This is a genomic window from Algoriphagus halophilus (assembly GCF_900129785.1).
GTDB classification, from domain to species: Bacteria; Bacteroidota; Bacteroidia; order Cytophagales; family Cyclobacteriaceae; genus Algoriphagus; species Algoriphagus halophilus.
The window spans coordinates 1,085,888-1,101,216 of record NZ_FSRC01000002.1 but is presented as its reverse complement, the minus strand read 5'-3'; the positions used below and the strand labels follow the sequence as shown (position 1 = coordinate 1,101,216).

Annotated in this window: 14 protein-coding genes; 4 read left to right on the top strand and 10 right to left on the bottom strand. The window is 38.9% G+C overall.

All coding sequences use genetic code 11. From position 1 onward, the window contains the following. Positions 1-10 precede the first annotated feature (10 nt). Positions 11-826 carry a hypothetical protein gene (locus BUR11_RS16590; RefSeq protein WP_143186032.1) on the top strand — a complete coding sequence of 272 codons (816 nt, stop codon included), beginning with the start codon at positions 11-13 and terminating at the stop codon, positions 824-826. Positions 827-904: 78 nt separating this feature from the next. Here BUR11_RS16590 and BUR11_RS16585 read toward each other — a convergent pair whose 3' ends face one another. The 3 genes from BUR11_RS16585 to BUR11_RS16575 are packed head-to-tail and all read right to left on the bottom strand — an operon-like array spanning position 905 to position 3,795. After that, entirely contained in the window at positions 905-1,420 is a 516-nt protein-coding gene (locus BUR11_RS16585; RefSeq protein WP_074226082.1) for an FKBP-type peptidyl-prolyl cis-trans isomerase, read from the bottom strand. A 10-nt stretch (positions 1,421-1,430) separates the two neighbouring features. Next, a complete protein-coding gene (locus tag BUR11_RS16580; protein WP_074226081.1) occupies positions 1,431-3,125 on the bottom strand; it encodes a capsule assembly Wzi family protein in 1,695 nt (564 codons plus the stop codon). 4 nt (positions 3,126-3,129) lie between these two features. Next, positions 3,130-3,795: a hypothetical protein gene (locus tag BUR11_RS16575; RefSeq protein WP_074226080.1), complete on the bottom strand. Its 666-nt coding sequence runs from the start codon at positions 3,793-3,795 to the stop codon at positions 3,130-3,132. A gap of 139 nt (positions 3,796-3,934) precedes the next feature. On the opposite strand from BUR11_RS16575, the gene wecB reads away from it, so the two are divergent. Both wecB and BUR11_RS16565 read left to right on the top strand, forming a co-directional pair. Then, on the top strand, positions 3,935-5,032 hold the full coding sequence (gene wecB, locus BUR11_RS16570; RefSeq protein WP_074226079.1) for a non-hydrolyzing UDP-N-acetylglucosamine 2-epimerase: 1,098 nt from the start codon (positions 3,935-3,937) through the stop codon (positions 5,030-5,032). Between the two features lies 1 nt (position 5,033). Next, positions 5,034-5,522 (top strand): cupin domain-containing protein, encoded by a 489-nt coding sequence (locus BUR11_RS16565; protein ID WP_074226078.1) that lies wholly within the window; start codon positions 5,034-5,036, stop codon positions 5,520-5,522. Between the two features lie 52 nt (positions 5,523-5,574). Here BUR11_RS16565 and BUR11_RS16560 read toward each other — a convergent pair whose 3' ends face one another. The 5 genes from BUR11_RS16560 to BUR11_RS21240 form a co-directional block, all read right to left on the bottom strand. Beyond that, complete coding sequence (locus tag BUR11_RS16560) at positions 5,575-8,454, bottom strand: TonB-dependent receptor (RefSeq protein WP_074226077.1); 2,880 nt, start codon at positions 8,452-8,454, stop codon at positions 5,575-5,577. Between the two features lie 118 nt (positions 8,455-8,572). Beyond that, a complete protein-coding gene (locus tag BUR11_RS16555) occupies positions 8,573-9,805 on the bottom strand; it encodes a hypothetical protein (protein WP_074226076.1) in 1,233 nt (410 codons plus the stop codon). A gap of 191 nt (positions 9,806-9,996) precedes the next feature. Beyond that, positions 9,997-10,965, bottom strand: coding sequence for an AAA family ATPase (locus BUR11_RS16550; RefSeq protein WP_074226075.1), 969 nt, complete (start codon positions 10,963-10,965; stop codon positions 9,997-9,999). A 113-nt stretch (positions 10,966-11,078) separates the two neighbouring features. Next, the gene (locus tag BUR11_RS16545) at positions 11,079-11,708 is read right to left on the bottom strand and encodes a pseudouridine synthase (RefSeq protein WP_074226074.1); all 630 of its coding nucleotides are present in this window, start codon (positions 11,706-11,708) and stop codon (positions 11,079-11,081) included. 12 nt (positions 11,709-11,720) lie between these two features. Next, positions 11,721-11,897: a hypothetical protein gene (locus tag BUR11_RS21240; RefSeq protein ID WP_200800418.1), complete on the bottom strand. Its 177-nt coding sequence runs from the start codon at positions 11,895-11,897 to the stop codon at positions 11,721-11,723. Between the two features lie 89 nt (positions 11,898-11,986). On the opposite strand from BUR11_RS21240, the gene BUR11_RS16540 reads away from it, so the two are divergent. Then, positions 11,987-13,162 (top strand): amidohydrolase, encoded by a 1,176-nt coding sequence (locus BUR11_RS16540; protein WP_234982184.1) that lies wholly within the window; start codon positions 11,987-11,989, stop codon positions 13,160-13,162. A gap of 106 nt (positions 13,163-13,268) precedes the next feature. Here BUR11_RS16540 and BUR11_RS16535 read toward each other — a convergent pair whose 3' ends face one another. Both BUR11_RS16535 and BUR11_RS16530 read right to left on the bottom strand, forming a co-directional pair. Next, a complete protein-coding gene (locus BUR11_RS16535) occupies positions 13,269-14,120 on the bottom strand; it encodes an NIPSNAP family protein (protein WP_234982183.1) in 852 nt (283 codons plus the stop codon). Positions 14,121-14,237: 117 nt separating this feature from the next. Further along, positions 14,238-14,999 carry a hypothetical protein gene (locus tag BUR11_RS16530; RefSeq protein ID WP_074226073.1) on the bottom strand — a complete coding sequence of 254 codons (762 nt, stop codon included), beginning with the start codon at positions 14,997-14,999 and terminating at the stop codon, positions 14,238-14,240. Between the last annotated feature and the right edge of the window lie 330 nt (positions 15,000-15,329).

Here is a 15,329-nt window from a genome sequence, read left to right as displayed (position 1 = left end):
AATGAAACATATGATCCTCACATACTTGGCATTTATTGGGCTTTATGGCGTCATTTTAGCCCAGGGAAATCTACGTCCTGAGGAAGAATTATTTTTTGAAACTCAGGCAGAGAAGGCCATTTGGCAAAAAGAACAAGAAAATCCCCTCATGCTTTTTACAGCGGTACATGCCAAGGACATTCAATACCAAAAATGGGAAGAGTTAATCCAAGAATTGGATCATAAAAGATCGAAAACCAAAAATGATTATAATTTCCTAAGATCTATTTTTCAGAAATCACATCAGACCCTTCTTAAAAACTATGTTCAGCATTCTACATTCAACGACATGCTGGAAGAAGGTAATTTTGATTGTGTTAGTGGTTCAGCAACGTTAGGGATGCTTTTGGACCGATACAATTACAATTATGAAATCATTGAAACAGATTACCATGTATTTATCTTGGTAGACATCAATGATAAAACAATCATTTTAGAAAGTACCTTAGCGATTGGAGGTATGATCTCAAGCCCTTCCGAGGTGAGAGCTTATTTGGAAAGTTACCAACCTGTAGAATTTGCCCAATTGGCTTCTTTAACAGAGCGCTTGGGAGATCCTGAACTTAGCCTAGATGATCATGCTATTTTTAGAAAAGTAACTCTGACCGAGCTCGCAGGTCTACAATATTACAATGATGCCATTACACATTTCAATGAGCGATCCTTTGGATTAGCATCCAAACAGCTAAGTAAAGCACTTGTTTTATATAACTCAGAGCGTATTAAAAACCTTCAGGATCTAGCTAAAGAACAAGCTTATAAGGTTTATGGTTACGACATCAAGTAAAAGATTTTAATCAATACCCATAAAGCAACAAAGCCTCATCATTGGATGGGGCTTTTGTTTTGGTAAGTTTTACATCAATTAGTGATGGTGATGTCCATCAGGTCCATGAACATGGCCGTGATCGATTTCTTCCGGTTGAGCATCCCGAATAGAAATGATCTTCCCATCAAATTGTAAATCATGTGCTGCCAAAGGAGGGTTAAAATCCATATGAACTCCCATGTAATCGATCTTGGTAATTTCACCCTTGATCTGATTCCCCTTATCATCCTGCATAGGAATCACCGCTCCTACTTTTAGCATTTCATTTTGCTTCTTTCCATCCTTTTTGAAATTTGCCTTAGGGATGATCGTTTTTCGTTCTTCGTAGTAATCTCCATAGGCATTTTCAAAATCGATGAAAACAGAAAACTCATCTCCCACCGACTTCCCGGCTAAGGCTTCTTCAAATTTTGGAAAAACAGCACCTGCACCAAATAGGAAAAGGAAAGGTTGATTTTCTGGCACATGCTCAAAATCTACCATTCCGGATTCACCATCATCTACCTTGAGTTGATAGGCAATCCCAACGACTTTATTTTTTTCAACAACCATGATTTATACTTTATCTGAATAGGTATGAAACACCAACTTGAGCCACAAAATTCTTTCGATCATATCCTGGCACAAAATATTGATCAGGTTGATTCTCCAAATACCATTTGTAATTCAATGTATTTACATACTGCATTTTTCCACTAATTAGGAAATCACCGACTTTCCAGTCTCCTACAAGGGAAGGGACTAAGTCAACATATTTGTTTCTCCAGTCTTTGGAGGCCTCGTATCGATAGTAATAAAAATCATTGTTGTAAACAACTCGCTCCATTTGAAGTCCGAATCGATTCATATTATTCACCCAAGCCAACTCCACAAAAATCACATTACTACCTGGGCCATTCCCAGCTCCTAAAACTTGACCATTATGTGTATATCCATCCCTCACATGGTCATGGATATACCAGGTTTCTAAATTTCGGATATCTTCTCGGATTGTTTGGCCGGTTTGGGTCATTTCAGAACTGATCTGGAAATAATGACCCGGCTTCTTCAGACTCATCAAATGTGAAAAACCAAAAGTGAAAGCTCTTCCAGACTCGGGTTCAATCATAAAATCACCCATCCTTCTACTATTGCCATTGGTTCCATATTCTCCATAAAACTCAAAATGACCTTCCGGGCTAAGCCATCTAAAAAACCCAGAACTAAATTGCTGCCTTTTATCTCTAATAGGGTCCAATATATTTTCAGGTCCTTTTCTACCGTTAAATATGGGTAATACATCTCCCAAGGTAGACACATCCTTTCGATACATATGGTTGACTGAACCATAGCCCAGAAAAAGTCCTGGGACCCATTTGGGTTGATAGGTAATTACCAGCCCTGAAATGTATCTGTTGCTATCTTCAGGTTTTGGAATATAAACTGGGTTTTCCTGAATATTGTAATCCGAATGAGGTGGCAAATATCCACTCGACTTTAAAAACCCGGAAATAAACTGCCCTTCAAATGAGCCTATTTTCGTTTGAACTGGTTTTCTTGTATTTAATGTAAAGTGAAGAAATCCTGGAGCATTATTTCCAAGTAATAAGGAATTTCTTCTTCCCGGACCCCACCAAAGGTTTTCTGTTGAAATTCCCAACGAGAATTCTCGGTAGTTATATCTAAAACTAGATTGGCCTCCATAAACTTTATTGTATCCTGAGTTTCCAAACCTTTCAGGCATATCAATGCGGTTCATGTATTCATAATAAAATAAAATCGTCGCCTGATGCTCTATTGGAAATCCTTTGTAGTCTTTATTAGCTGCCAATAATATTTCAGGCTGTAACTGGATGCTCCAATTTCCATACTCTGCATACACTCCTGGGCTCAAAATAGTCTGGAATCCCCTATTAGGAATAAATGCTCCGTCGTTTACCCCAAAAGCATAGGTTGAATTATACTGTGCTTTCAAAGTTGCAGGCATAACTAAAAGCTTACCCTTCTGATCTTTTCCAAAATATCTATGGATTTTAGAAGCATCTAAATCTACAATGGAATTATCAACATCAAATCCATTTTCAAACCCAAAAGCTTCTGCAGGATAGAGAGGACGAATCATAAAAGATGAACTTGAATCTACCTTTCCTAATAATTGAGCTCTTCTAAGGTATTGGTCCAGGACAGGCATTCCCACAGGCACAGTCTGTGCAATCGAGGCATCAATTACAAAAAATAATAGTCCGATTATTATAAATTTTCTCACAATATTCTTCATCTGATTAGTTAAGTGTGAGTGCTGCAATTTCAATTTTGGAAATAGACCAGGATTCATCGCAAACCGGGTCAGGTGAGTTTTCAGCAATGAGGTCCGAATTCATGTAAATCCTAGCATTGGGGTTACTGTGCTCCACGATCTTGGAAATGCTGTATCTGGTACTATAATTATTACTTGCCCCAAATAAGCAAAGGCCCGGTAAATTGGTTTGGGTAGCACCTGACTTTGGCACATTCTGTCGAAAATACGTGTTGGGATACGATTGATAAAGACAATAAGTGGATTCACAAGGTGAATTAGAGAAAGTAGTTCTAAAAACCTCTTGATTGTCTATTCCAAAAAACCAATAATCCGGTCCGCCCACTCCATCATCAGCATTTCCATCCCAGCTATCATGTACGATAATCTCTACAGTAACCTTTAGAAGATTATGAGATGGAAGATCAGAGACATTTACTGCTACTTCCTCGTTATGGTAATACCCGGCAAGTGTATCATTTCCAAAAATAAAAAGCTTTCCATTTTCAAAGCCTGCAAGATCTAGTTCCGAAAAATCGTTAGAATATACTATAGTTTCAGATTCTAACGTATCGGTACAGGAAGTAAGAAATCCTAAGAAAATTAAGACTGGTAAGGGTATCCAGTTTTTAAACCAAGTGCGAAATGACATGAATTATAATTTGCAGGTAAAAACGTACTGCACAAAGAAACAAAAAACCAGCCAAATGCCGTTTATTCAAACTTTCCTATTTTTCTAAAGATAGACAAAAAGGAATCTTTAATTTTAAATAAATTTTCAAGAATCCACTATGGGTAAATTTACCATCGTCGCTGGTGCTCGACCAAACTTCATGAAAATAGCACCAATCATCCATGCCATTCAAAAACAGCAGAAGGAAGGAGCTAAGCTTACATTTAGATTGATCCATACCGGGCAGCATTATGATAAAAAAATGTCTGGTGATTTTTTTGAGCAGCTCAATATTCCTGAACCCGATGCAAACCTTGGAGGAGGTGGTGGTACCCAAGCTGAACAAACCGCGGCTATCATGGTGGCATTTGAAAAGGAATTACTCGAAAACCGGCCGGATCTGGTATTGGTTGTTGGGGATGTAACCAGCACATTGGCCTGTTCTATCACAGCGAAGAAACTACAAATCGACGTAGCCCATGTTGAAGGTGGTATTCGCTCTGGTGATTTGACTATGCCTGAAGAAATCAATAGGATGGTAACTGATAGCATTACCGACCACTTTTTTACCACTTCTGAAATTGCCAATACCAATTTAAGAAATAGCGGTTTTCAAGATGAAAAAATCCATTTTGTGGGAAATACCATGATCGATACGCTCCTGGCACAAATGCCTCACTTTAAAAAGCCAGAGGGAGCAGTATTTGAAAATCTAGAGCTAGGAAATTACTTCGTGATGACCATGCATCGCCCTGCCAATGTTGATCAGGAGCACAAATTAAAAGCGATGATTGACGCAATTCTGGAAGGAACCGAGGGATTGCCGATCATATTCCCTGTGCATCCTAGAACTGCTAAAAACCTCAAAGAAATAGGCATCAATGCTCCTAATTTATTAATGACTGAGCCGCTAAGCTATTTAGAGTTTAATTACTTGGTAAAGAATGCCAAAGGAGTCATTACAGATTCAGGTGGAATCACAGAAGAAGCCTCTGTAATGAATGTTCCATGTATCACACTTAGGGATAATACAGAACGGGAAGAAACCATCCAGTTAGGTACCAATGAATTGGTAGGAACAGACCCTAAAAAACTGAAACCTTATTTAAAAAAGGTGATGGATGGAAATTGGAAATCCTACCAAGGAATCCCACTGTGGGATGGGAAAACCGCGGAAAGAATTGTAAAAATATTAATTGATAAGTACCCTGATTAAGATGAACGTTCAGGATAGAATCGCACATTTGGCTGCTCAATTAGAGTTACTTCCTCATCCAGAAGGCGGTTTCTTTAAAGAAACGTATCGATCTCTGGATTTGGTAAAAAGCCCAAATGGGGAGCGCAATCTCTGTACCGTGATCTATTTCCTTTTGACCTCCTCCAATGTTTCAAAATTCCATCGAATACAAAGCGATGAACACTGGTTTTGGCATGAGGGTAGCCCATTGACCATTCATATTTTGGATGGAGGATTTCACCATCAGTTGTCCTTAGGTCCAGTAAAGACTACTTCTGGCTCCAGTCCTCAACATCTAGTTCCAGCCGAAAAAATCTTCGGGAGCACAGTGGATGAACCGGACAGCTACGCATTAGTCTCTTGTGTTGTTGCTCCTGGTTTTGATTTTCAAGATTTTGAACTTTTCAGCAAAGAGGAGTTGATCAGAGACTTTCCTGGAAATGACGAAATTATCAAGCGATTAACATAAAAAAAGGCTCCCAAAATTGGGAGCCCTTAATCATTGTGGTTGTGTAATTATTTTAGAATGAGAAGGCAACTCTCATTGTGATTTTAGTTCCAGGAGACAATCTTGTAAAGATTTGGTCTTGAGCCTCATAAGACTTGAACACCATTTCTTTTTTGTCATTCAATAAGTTCTGTACACCGAATCCAGCCTGGAATCTTTCATCTGCTCCAAACGTCTTATTCACATTTAAGTTTAAGCTGTGGAATGGTACAGTATAAGTATCAGTTCTGTTACCGAAACCTACATAGTTCAATGTAGATCCTTGAACATTATAGAATATACCTGCTTCAAGTCCATTCACATAGGATTGGTAGCTAAGCCCTGTATTGATGATGTAAGGAGCCTGACCAGCCATATCACGAGTATCTTTAATTTCCTGTCCTTCTCTTGCAGTCAATACTCTTGATCTGTATTCAGACTCAGACATTTTGATCTGAGATCTAGTTACAGTCACGTTCGTATTCCAATTGAAGTTCTCCAATTTAGGAGCGATAAACTTCAAGGACTTTCTGAATTCAAATTCCAAACCTGCTACTGATCCGTTTCCTACGTTTCTTGGTTGGAAAGTACCTGGGTCAGAAAGGAACTGGACCATTTCTATTGGCTTGTCAAAAGACTTATAGAATGCACTTACAGAGAACATTTGACCTCTATCCTGGAATGCTTCCCATCTCAAATCGAAGTTATTGATTCGAGTAGAAACCAAGTTTCCATCCCATAATACTTCAGAACCTCCATTGGTAGTTTCAGGGTATAGGCCTCCAATAAATGTTCTTCCTGTGATAGGATCCAAGATTTCAGCATAAGACAACTCTTTGAAAGATGGTCTAGCAATGGTTCTAGAAGCAGAGAATCTTAAGTTTTGCTTTTCTTTCAAGTTGTAGATCAAGTTGACAGTTGGGAAGAAATCTAAATCATCCAACATGGTCACTAAGTCATAATTGATAGTTCCTGTTTGGTTAGTACCAGTATAATACTGATTAAACTGCTCTACTCTCAAACCAAGAATAGCTTTCAAGTTGTTTGCTGGATTTGCCTCCACAGAAGCATATCCCCCAATGTTGGTAGCAATGGATTCGTATTTGTTTGGGTTGATCGGAATAAAGTCCGCGTTGTATCGTACACCGTTTCTGTTATCTGCAGCAAATAGGTTTTCTGGAAGTAAAATCTCGTTTGGATCTCCAGTAAACTCTGTGCTTCCTGTAGCAAACTGGAAACTTTGAATGTTGAAGTCTCTGTATTTGAATACATAGTTAGTACCGAATTTCACTTTCGCATCTCTTTGGAATAGAGAAAGATTTCTTGCTACATCCAATTTACCTACCACACTATATTCTTCTAGATCTCTCCAGATTCTAGCTGGCAAACCTACTTCCGTAGAGATGGTGTTTTCCGGAACTCTAAATCTTGTGAACCTAATATCTGGATCTTTGATTGTAGAACGAGTTGGAGCTAACTTCCAGTTTACTTCCCAATCTCTTCCATTCAAGTAATGTGTACCGCCTAAAAGAACGCTTGTTAATGCTCTTTGGCTGTATTCCAAGTTATATTGCTTTGCAGTAAAGTTTGCACCAAGGTTGGTGTTTTCGAATTCGAATTCACCAGCTTTAGATTCACCATTCTGAAGGTGCATCAAGTTCAATTTAAACTTTGAATTATCAGTCTTTAGAGCAATTCCTGCTAGACCACCCAACAATACGTTGTTGACACCATAGTCACCCTTTTGTCTTTCTAATGATTCTAACTCAGTTTGAGTAGACTCTCTTGGCTTGGCAAAAAGATTGAATTCTGCATCTTGATAAAACTCAGTCTCATTCTTATAAGTCAAGGCGAAATTATATCCCCAAGTAGCTCTTGATCTGGCGATTTGATTTCCAAGAGAGAAGCTTACTCCCATATCCATCAAGCTATTGCTTCTATATCCACCTAAGGTCTTGTTGAAATTACCAAGAATCTCCTGATACTCTAATCCTTTTGGTCCGTTTGGATTACCAACTACATCCCCGTATTGTGGAATATCAGTTCTTCCTCCTGTTGGAATCTCTCTGGTTCCATCATCGAAACCTAACCAATCGGTGCTTCCACCATCGTATTTTAAATAGTTAGAGTTGAAGTGCATAGAAGGGTTAATTCCTCCACTCAAGCTCAACTTCATATTTTTTTCCTCAGGAAAATCTTTTGTTTCAATATCTACTACCCCACCAGTAAAATCAGCTGGTAACTCAGCAGTGAATGATTTGGATACAATAATATTGTCGATCACATTCGTTGGAAAGATATCCATTTGAATAGAGTTTCTATCCGGATCAAGACCAGGAATATCTACTCCATTCAATACAGTTTTGGTATATCTATCACCTAATCCACGAACGTAGATATATTTACCTCCTTCAATAGAGACACCTGTAACACGCTTCACAGCAGAAGCAGCATCACCATCTCCGATTTGACGGAAAGTACTTGCAGAAATACCATCCATTAAGTTGGCTGCATTTCTTTTAACAGACATCAAAGCTGATTCTGTGGTTCTGATTGCAGTGGCAGCAATCGTTACAGTCTCCAATTCAGAGGCTTCTTCAGCCATGGAGATGTCGTTTAATACATTTACTTCTCCTGCTTTTACCTCAACACCAGTCAATTCAACAGTGGCATATGAGATATAAGAAATAGCTAAAGAGTAAGTTCCAGGTTGTACTTGAATTTCGAATTTACCATCGAAGTCAGTAACTGCTCCAGTAGATGTTTCTTTAACAAGCACAGAAACTCCAAATAGAGGCTCTCCAGTACCTTCTTCGAAGATGGTTCCACGAATAGTTCCTGTTTGTGCAAATGCGAATCCCGCAATAATCTGGGATAATACCAGAATAATCAGGACAACAATAGTACGTGCCATGAACGGGTTTGTAGATTTATTTTTCATACAGCAAATTGATAGTAACTTGATTCTAGAATTGGGAAGAAAGACACCTTGCAAGTCCTTTCTTCCCTTTTCTAAAAGGTTTGTTTTATTATTAGAAGTCTGCTAATTCACCAGCTACAGAAGCCCAAGTCCAGCTAGCAAATGCTGACTTATCCGCTCCAACTGTATTAGCACCAGCAGCAACTGCAGTTGCAAAATCAACTGTTCCTGCCTTAAATACTGTTTCAAGAGTTACACCTTCAGCAAGAGTAGCTTCAAGGTTCATGAATTTTAATTCACCATCAGCGAAAGTGGCTAATGTCTTATCGCCGCTAAGGGATAGATCTCCTCTTCCATCTGTAGTCGCTGGATCAGCAAATCCAAAGAAGTAGATGTTTTCGAAAGTTCCTCTGGCTCCATCTCTGAAGTCACCTAGTTCAGCAACATCATTACCTTTAATTGATCCATTTTTTAAGGTATGACCTGCAGCAGCAGAACCTTCTGGACCATCGATTTCCAATGTGTGATCTGTCTCACTACCTGCGATTACGATGAAGTTATCCAAAGTACCTGCCCAAGCTTGGTCTGTGTCCAAAGCGTCATCACCTGGATTCCATACCAATGCATTTTTCACGTTGACAGCTCCACCGAACCATTCGATTCCGTCATCTTGGTTACCGATAACTTCGATATTTTCGATCACCGTAGCAGAACCTACAGCTCCAAGTGTCAAACCATTGATTTCGTTACCTTCACCAATGTTAGCTCCACCGTGACGAATAGAGACATATTTCAAAGCACCTGAGTTATCTTCATCATTTGTACCGCCATATAGACCATTAGTATCTGATGGTGGAATACCTTCAATTTGAATTTCAGTAACATCTCCAGCAAAAGACCCTTTAGCATTACCGAGGATGATCAATCCACCCCAAAGACCAGATAGATTTGGCTCTAAGTTTGGCGATGCAATCTCACCAGGCATAATTTCATCAGCAACCGTTGTGAAAATGATAGGAGAAGTTGCAGTTCCTTGCGCATCAATTTTTGCTCCTCTAGCAATGATCAAAGCAGTAGCATTGGAACCAGTACCAACCTCACCTTTTACAATTACTCCAGGTTGGATAGTCAATGTATTTCCAGCAGTAACTGAAATTCTACCTCCTAGGACATAGACTTTACCAGTTTCCCAAGTGGTATTGGTTGTAATGTTGGAAGTTACCAGTACATTACTTGTGTCTTCAGGTTCAGTAACTGGTGTTGGCTTGTCATTACCCTCTATACAGCTAGTGAAACCGAACACGGTCACTGCGAATAGGATGAATAGGGAATTAAACTTTTTCATTGAGTTATTAATTGAATTGTGGTTTCGTTCTCTTTTGATGATACAAAAGTGATTCAATTAATCAGCACAATAGAATTTTTTGAATTATGCTTTTTTTAAAAAAATTGACAGAATTTAATATTGAATTAATAATTCTAGCATAAAAAAAGGCTTCCATCGCAGGAAGCCCAAATAAATAGGTTCTAATGTTATTAGAATGTTACCGACTTATTAATCGGGACTTTTTCCATTAATATTTTTACAAGGTCTCTTGTATTAATTCCGTCTGCTTCTGCCTCATAATTCAGAATAATTCGGTGATTTAACACATCCTCAGCTATCTCTTTGATATCTTCTGGTAATACATAATCTCTGCCATCCATGTAGGCCACAGCCTTGGCAGCCAAGTTTAAATTGATACTCGCTCTTGGAGACACCCCAAACATGATGTACTTGGCCTCATTGTTCAAACCATATTGATTTGGAAATCTTGTTGCAAATACCAATTCAATTATATAGTGTTCCAAAGGCTCTGCAATTTTTACTGCATTGATCTGATTTCTAATATCAAATACGTCCTGCTTGGAAAGCATAGGGTTCACTTCATTGGTAAAAGACATATTAGCCATCCTTCTCATGACTTCCATTTCGTCTGCTTTACTAGGATAGTCAATATGGACTTTCATCATAAAACGATCGACCTGTGCTTCCGGAAGCGGATAGGTTCCTTCTTGATCCACAGGGTTTTGAGTAGCAAGTACCAAAAATGGCCGATCCAATTGGAACGTAGTCTCTCCAATGGTTACTTGTTTCTCCTGCATCGCCTCTAATAAAGCGGATTGAACTTTGGCAGGAGATCGGTTCACCTCATCTGCCAAAATCAAATTGGAAAATATGGGACCCTTTTTTACTTCAAAATCACCTGTTTGCTGATTATAGATCATGGTCCCGATCAAATCCGCTGGTAACAAATCCGGCGTAAACTGAATTCGATTGAAATCTAGGTGTAAGACTTTTGCGAGTGTATTCACAGTCAAGGTTTTTGCCAGTCCTGGCACACCTTCTAATAATATATGTCCATTGGTAAAGAGGCCGATCAACAATCTATTGACCATCCGGTCTTGTCCTACGACCACCTTTTTTACTTCTTCTATTACTGCTTGAATTTTTTCCTGATGCATGGATGAGGATTTTATACGATGCGATGGGACTAAAATAAGTTAAAAAGTCCCAAAGGACAATCTTAAATCTTAGAAGCGGTAAAGCCTCGTGTAGAAAGGAAATTTAGGATTTTTTAAGACCTTTTCGGCCTTTTTTGATATTGTTTCGCAGCTTCCTTAAAGCCAGTCAATCCTAGCTTGTGATAGACGGTTTCTTGATCCAGCTCTTGAACCTCCCCCACTTTGAAACCCAAAATATTGATTTTTTCCATAGACTTACGTACCAAACGAAGTGTAGGAAAGCCAACAGCAGCAGTCATTTTTCGGACTTGTCTGTTTTTCCCTTCAATCAAGGTCAATTCTATCCAGGAATCTGGAACGTTCTTTCTGTACCTTATAGGAGGGTCCCGATCTGGCAACTCAGGGGCTTCAGGGAGAAGTTTTGCAATGGCAGGTTTGGTTAAGTAATCTTTTCGGTCCACGTTTATCCGAACCCCGTTACCCAAGGCTTTCAATGCTTCTGGCGTAGGAATCCCCTCCACTTGGGCTAAATAGGTTCGTTGATGACCAAATCTCGGATTCAATAAGTGATGGTTCAGCCATTTATCATCTGTGATTAAAAGCAAACCTTCCGAATCTTTATCCAATCTACCGACAGGATATACCTCCTTTGGAAAATCAAAAAGAGAGGCTAATGTATGCCCCTCTCCTGAAAATTGGCTCAATACCCCGAAGGGTTTGTATATAATAAAGTAACGTGCCACTATTTTTCGGAATTAACTTCCGCAACCTACGCATTCAAAATCAGATCCCTCTGGTTTGATGCCATCTCTTTTCATTTTCAAATTGTGGATCTGATCACGGATTTCCATGTCTGCAAACATGTCTCCGGTGATTTGTGCTTCCAAAGCTTTGATCTGCTCGTTGTAGTCTTGAGTTTGTGCTTCGCTCATAAAAGTTAGATTAAGGGTTGAAGTGATGTTCTAAAATAGCCCCAGATCTTGAAAAGTTCCTGATCCTAGGCTATTTTTTTTCGTCAAAAATGGTTCCAAAAGAAAATCAGGTCTTTACCTTGGTGGAAATTTTCAAAAAAATGATTTTAAACCAACTCATTCAATTACGACAAGAACTACATCAAACACCAGAAATCGCCGGTGAAGAGGGAAATACCGCTTCTAAAATCCTTAGTTTTTTCTCTAAAATGGGACCAGATGAAGTGATAGAAAACTTGGGAGGGTTTGGTCTTGCATTTATTTTTAAAGGGAAAACTGCTGGCCCGCGAACGTTATTTCGAGCTGAATTGGATGCACTTCCCATTCAGGAATCTGGAAATCCAAGCTATAAAAGTAAGATAGACGGGAAAGGACATCTTTGTGGTCATGATGGTCATATGGCGATTATCTGCGGATTGGGTGAAAAATTAGCTGGGCAAAGACCTGAAAAAGGAGAATTGGTGTTATTATTCCAACCTGCTGAAGAAACCGGAGAAGGAGCTAGAAGAATTTTGGAGGATCCTAAATTTCAAAGAATCAAACCTGATTTTGCATTTGCCCTACACAACCTTCCAGGTTTTCCTTTACATCAATTGGTTATTCGAAAAGATACATTCGCTGCAGGAAGTATCGGCATGACCATCACATTAACTGGAAAAACATCCCATGCAGCTCATCCTGAAGCCGGAATAAATCCTGCCAATGCCATTGCGCAACTCATTCAAACACTTCCTCAGCTCCCTGAGAAATTAAACGGATTTGCCTTAGTGACTGTCATCCATGCAGAGATTGGAAGCTTGGCATTTGGCACCAGTGCAGGGCGAGGATACTTAAGTTTGACCATCAGAGCATTTGATCAGGAAGAATTAGACATCTTAATCCAACGAATTGAGGAGAAAGTGAAAAGTATTTCGGAAAGTGAAAAGCTGATATTTGAGATTTCTTATAGAGAGGAATTTGCTGTATCCCAGAATGATCCAGAAGCAGCAACTATCGCAGAGTCTACCATGAAGGAGTTAGGGTTCGACATTTACGACAAACCAGAACCATTCCGATGGTCCGAGGATTTTGGATTGTTCAGTCAGTCTGGTCCTGCCTACCTATTTGGATTGGGTTCCGGTGAAAACTGTCCACAACTCCATGAACCTACCTATGATTTTCCAGATGAGCTAATTGAAACTGGTGTGAAGCTTTTTGAGGCCATTGCCAGAAAGATCAATCAATAAAAAGAGGCTGTTTCAATAATTTAAGATGACACCTTGAACTGAGTCGAAAGGTGAAAATAGAAAATCTTTGAAACAGCCTCGAAAGCCTGATATAATTAAGAATTATTTATAAATCTGAATAATCTGTAGGGTATAGCAATCGGGTATCGTTTCGGGAAACCGTGTTTTTGTATTCTTCAATATCTCTCATTTCAACCCATTTTGGATCCACTCCAAATTGCTTCCAATGCTCATTTCTGACATCCATATTCTCATGGGTGGTCATATACATCAAATTGGGCATATTCGCACCAGCAATCGTCTCAGCATAGAAAACAGGGCTACAGTTTAATCGGTCAAATATCTCCATCTCTCCTGAATTGAACATCTTCACTTTCTGACGATACAATCTCTCTGTAGGTCCTTCATAACTTCTCAATTCATAAATTCTATCTTTCTTTGAATTGGTTAATTTAGAAGGAGCATACTTTGGATGTTCTGTCATAGCCTTCATGATGGAAGTTTCCATTCTTTTGTAAGGTGGATTATCAAATGCCGCATTGATATAGGCATCACCATCTGAAAGATATTTTTGGTCTTTCAGCAGTTTCCCCTCAAATGCCTCAAACTCACTCAAAGATTTAAAGGGAATAAATACATATACTTTTTGACCAGCATCAGGCTGGGAAGCTATAGGTTTGAACACTCCAACATTGGATACTCCATGTCTGTGGGCCGCTGGAATAAAGGCATTTTCCAAATAAGCATCCAACATCGCTTCTTGGTCTGCCGATTCGATATGGTAGGTAATTAATTCATAGATATCTCTTTTTTGAGCAAATAGAGAACTACTCAAAAAAAATGAAAACACGATACATAGGGTGAAAATGAAATTCTTTCGATTCATGACATGATAGGTTTTGGGTTTTGATTGCTCAAAATAACCTTTTTGAACAAAGAAATTATCCTGTACTTCCATTCCTAAGGAGATTTTAAGAAAAAGTGGATTCGGAAAGAAACTACTTAGGGATAAAGCCCGCTTTGTTCAGGTCTCGATTAATATCCTGGATGCAATCCTGAACTTATACCATAGTTTCTATTTGAAAGAAAAATCATACATCAATCCTAGACTGGCAAAATGAATGTAGGCAAAATTATATACTTGATCCACGTCGGCTCCTCCTTCTATTAGACGATAGCCAGCTTTAAGTTGTAGGCCCTTTGTTCCAATCGGGTAGTTTATCCCTGCAAAAATATCCTCAGCCCTCCCTTGAGGGCCTACCAAAGCATCACCTTTTAAAACTAGCGAGAGTTTATTTTTTGGAGTATAATTCAAATTGAAGCTGAGTAATGGCACAAAGCCCAAATCCGTATCCTCAGCCTGCAACTCACCTTGCTCAAGTGCTATTCGAGCGTCCCTAGCCAAAATAGTAGCTCCCAAATCCAAGATCCATTGATTATTGCCCACTAAGCGATATCTATAGCTGGCCCGATAGGTATTAAATTGATAAGAACCATCAATTCCTTCTCCTGAAAATAGTGATCCAGCGAAATTTATTTCCTCAAGTTGTGAATCCTGATACCCAATCTGTAAGGGAGCTGCCGTCAATTCGACTGTATGTTTACCTTTAATCAGATAGCTCATTTCCAGTCTGAAAAAAGCAGTAGTCATAGGATTGAAATCATCCTGAAGGGAAAATAGTGTCCCGGAATTTGATTCTCCATTTGGAACCCTAACGTCATTATACTGCGAAAAAGCAGCCCCAGACTCCAAACTGAGCCTAAATTGGGATTTGACCAAATGAGGTAATGTGAGAAATAAAAGTAAAAACAAAATTCGAGCTTGAAGCTTTTCCATTTCCTTTTTTAAGGGTTTTAAAATTTAGAAATCAATTAGTCTCATTTATAAATGCAAAGGGCTCTCCAAAAATTAGGGATTGAAGGATACCTTGAAAATCAAAAACTTGATAAAGTTGCTGTCCAGGTCTCGATTACTTTCGTGGATACAATCCTGAACCTATATTATAGGATTTCTAATCCGATCAGTTTAGATAAATGAAGAATTAGGTCTATAATTATATCCCTATTGAAAATAATAAATCTCAGGATTTAGCTTCGAGGCTACAAAACTCGAAGAGCTGTAATTTTCCTCTGCAATCTCTTAGCGGTCTTTGCGGCTAAAGTCCAA